Raw genomic sequence first — 1,824 nt, forward strand, 5'->3', positions numbered from 1 at the left:
GGACCGACGTGCACCTCGAAGCGGTCATCGGCGGCCCAGAAGGCGTCGGTCGGGTACTCGACGTAGTGGGCGACGCCGGTCGCGCCGTCGAGCACCTGCACGAAGGCGTGGGGCCGGCCGCTCCAGAAGATGCCGGGGATGACGGCCAAGCGGTGGCGCTGGGTGGAGTCGATGATCTTGAAGTACCAGCCCTCGAAGAAGGGCGGGCGCTGGCCGCGCAGCCGGCCATGGTAGCGCGCCGGGTGGAGAATGTTGCGCAAGAAACGAATCATTAAGAGGGATTATCCACAGATTTCGCAGATTGCGCAGAGTTTAAGAAGCTCACGCAAAGAGCGCAAAGAAGCAAAGAACGCCAAGAAGCTTTCTTTGCGGTCTTTGCTTCTTTGCGCTCTTTGCGTGAGCCTCTTACCCGCTGGTCGAGCCTTCAAAGAGGGCGGAGAGGTCGAGTGACGGGGCCTTAGACTTACTCGCCAGCGAGACGTAGGCCCGCGCCAGCGAATCCTTGGCCGCGCCGAGGACGGTGCTAACCAGGCCCAGAGCGTGGGCCAGTTCGGCCGGCGGGGTCTCGGTGACGATGTGGTTCCAGATGGCCTCTTCCAGCACGTTGATGGCGATCTGCACCTCGCGGATGGCGTAGCCGGCGAGAAAGCGGTCGTGGGCCACCTCGGCCATATAGTCCATGACCGGAACCAGGTTGTGGTCGCCGATGCTCTGGACAGTCAACTGGAAGAGCCGGGCCAGGCGCTCCTGGCTGACAGCGCGGCCGGCTTCAGCATAGTGGGCCAGACGAGAGCGATTGAGCGCCTCGCTGGCTTCAGCGACGATTTGAGCGCCGTCACGTTCGAGCAATTCGATGAGGGTCATAGAGGTTTTTCTTGGCAGGGGCAGACCTGCGTGTCTACCCAAGTTAGGGCAGACACGCAGGTTTGCCCCTACGTATGTCCGTCGCTATTCCTGAATAATAGTATAGCTCGTCTGAATCGTCGCCGCCTTGCTGAGCATGGCGTGGACGGAGCAGTAGGCTTCGACGGAGAGTTCGATGGAGCGCGCGACAGCGGCCGGGTCAATGTCTACGCCACGGACGACGTACTCCAGCGTGAAGGCGGTAAAGACCTTGGGGTGGTCGGTCTGGCGGTCGCCGTGGATGTTGATGGCGAAGCCGGTGACATTCTGGCGCTTCTTGCGCAGGATGGAGATGACGTCCATCGCCGTGCAGCCGGCCAGGCTGATGAGCAGCAGTTCCATCGGGCTGGCCCCCTTGCCCTCGCCGCCGGCCGTGGGCTTGGCGTCGATGTGAACCGGAAACCCGCTGGGGGGAATGGCGACAAAGTGCAGGCCGTCTTGTAGAGTGATCGTTGCGTCCATGGGTGTGCTCCCGCGCTGTGATGTGTTGGGATGAATTTACTCATATTCGGCGGGGGGCGTCAAGGGATGAGGGCAGGGGAGCGGGGAGTCCGCATCCTCAGATGCGGACGGCCCATGTGCGAGGCGCGCATCTGAGGATGCGCACTCTGTGGGCGGCTGACCGTGCTTTCACCCCCGCTCCCCTGCTCCCCTGCTCCCCTGCTCTTCTACATAAACGCGCGGCACGCGCGTGTTGACGTTCGTTAAAATCTCCCACGGAACCGTGCCGGCCCAGTCGGCCAGTTCCTCGACGGTGATGGCCGCGCCGCTGTCGGACTCGCCCAGCAGGATGACCTCGTCACCGTTGTAGGCCGTCTCCCACTCGATGTTGACCATCAGCTGATCCATGCAGACGCGGCCGACGACCGGGTAGCGCCGGCCGCGGATGATGACCTCGGCCCGGTTGGACAGGGCGCGGAA

The 1,824-nt window shown here is 63.1% G+C and carries 3 protein-coding genes and 1 pseudogene; all 4 read right to left on the reverse strand.

The window, feature by feature from the left end; translation table 11 throughout:
* Nucleotides 1-272 (reverse strand): annotated as a pseudogene (locus ACE3UY_RS08430) (hypothetical protein); the annotation flags it as partial.
* 133 nt (nt 273-405) lie between these two features.
* Nucleotides 406-864, reverse strand: coding sequence for a hypothetical protein (locus ACE3UY_RS08435; RefSeq protein WP_374687098.1), 459 nt, complete (start codon nt 862-864; stop codon nt 406-408).
* A gap of 84 nt (nt 865-948) precedes the next feature.
* Nucleotides 949-1,365, reverse strand: coding sequence for an OsmC family protein (locus ACE3UY_RS08440; protein ID WP_374687099.1), 417 nt, complete (start codon nt 1,363-1,365; stop codon nt 949-951).
* Nucleotides 1,366-1,533: 168 nt separating this feature from the next.
* Nucleotides 1,534-1,824 (reverse strand): alanine racemase C-terminal domain-containing protein (locus ACE3UY_RS08445; RefSeq protein ID WP_374687100.1); only part of this gene is annotated, 291 nt, incomplete at its 5' end.

The organism is Promineifilum sp. (SeqCode), assembly GCF_041918635.1.
Taxonomy (GTDB): domain Bacteria; phylum Chloroflexota; class Anaerolineae; order Promineifilales; family Promineifilaceae; genus Promineifilum.